Origin of the sequence: Micrococcus sp. GbtcB5 (assembly GCF_019091605.1) — a bacterium.
GTDB lineage: Bacteria > Actinomycetota > Actinomycetes > Actinomycetales > Micrococcaceae > Micrococcus > Micrococcus luteus.
The window spans coordinates 1-231 of record NZ_JAGXJK010000575.1 but is presented as its reverse complement, the minus strand read 5'-3'; the positions used below and the strand labels follow the sequence as shown (position 1 = coordinate 231).

At 78.4% G+C, this 231-nt stretch carries 1 pseudogene; it reads left to right on the top strand.

The features are described from left to right. Positions 1-33: 33 nt before the first annotated feature. Positions 34-231, top strand: a pseudogene (locus tag KVS67_RS13555) (hypothetical protein); the annotation flags it as partial.

Sequence of the window (231 nt, the reverse complement as noted above, 5' to 3'; positions counted from 1 at the left end):
CCGCTGCTCGTGACCCGGGGGGGGATGGTGCCCGTGGACGCCCCCGGGTGGGCCGAGCCCGTGGCTGCCGGCGCGATCCTGCTGCTGACCGCCCTGATCGCCGACCTGAGCCCCCGGCTGATCGAGGAGCCCATCCTCCACGAGGGGTTCACGGGTGCCTTCGGCCGCTGGGGCGCAGCCGCTCGGCGGGCGTTCACGGGCGGGGCCGGGCCGATCGGCCGGCTCGCGGCC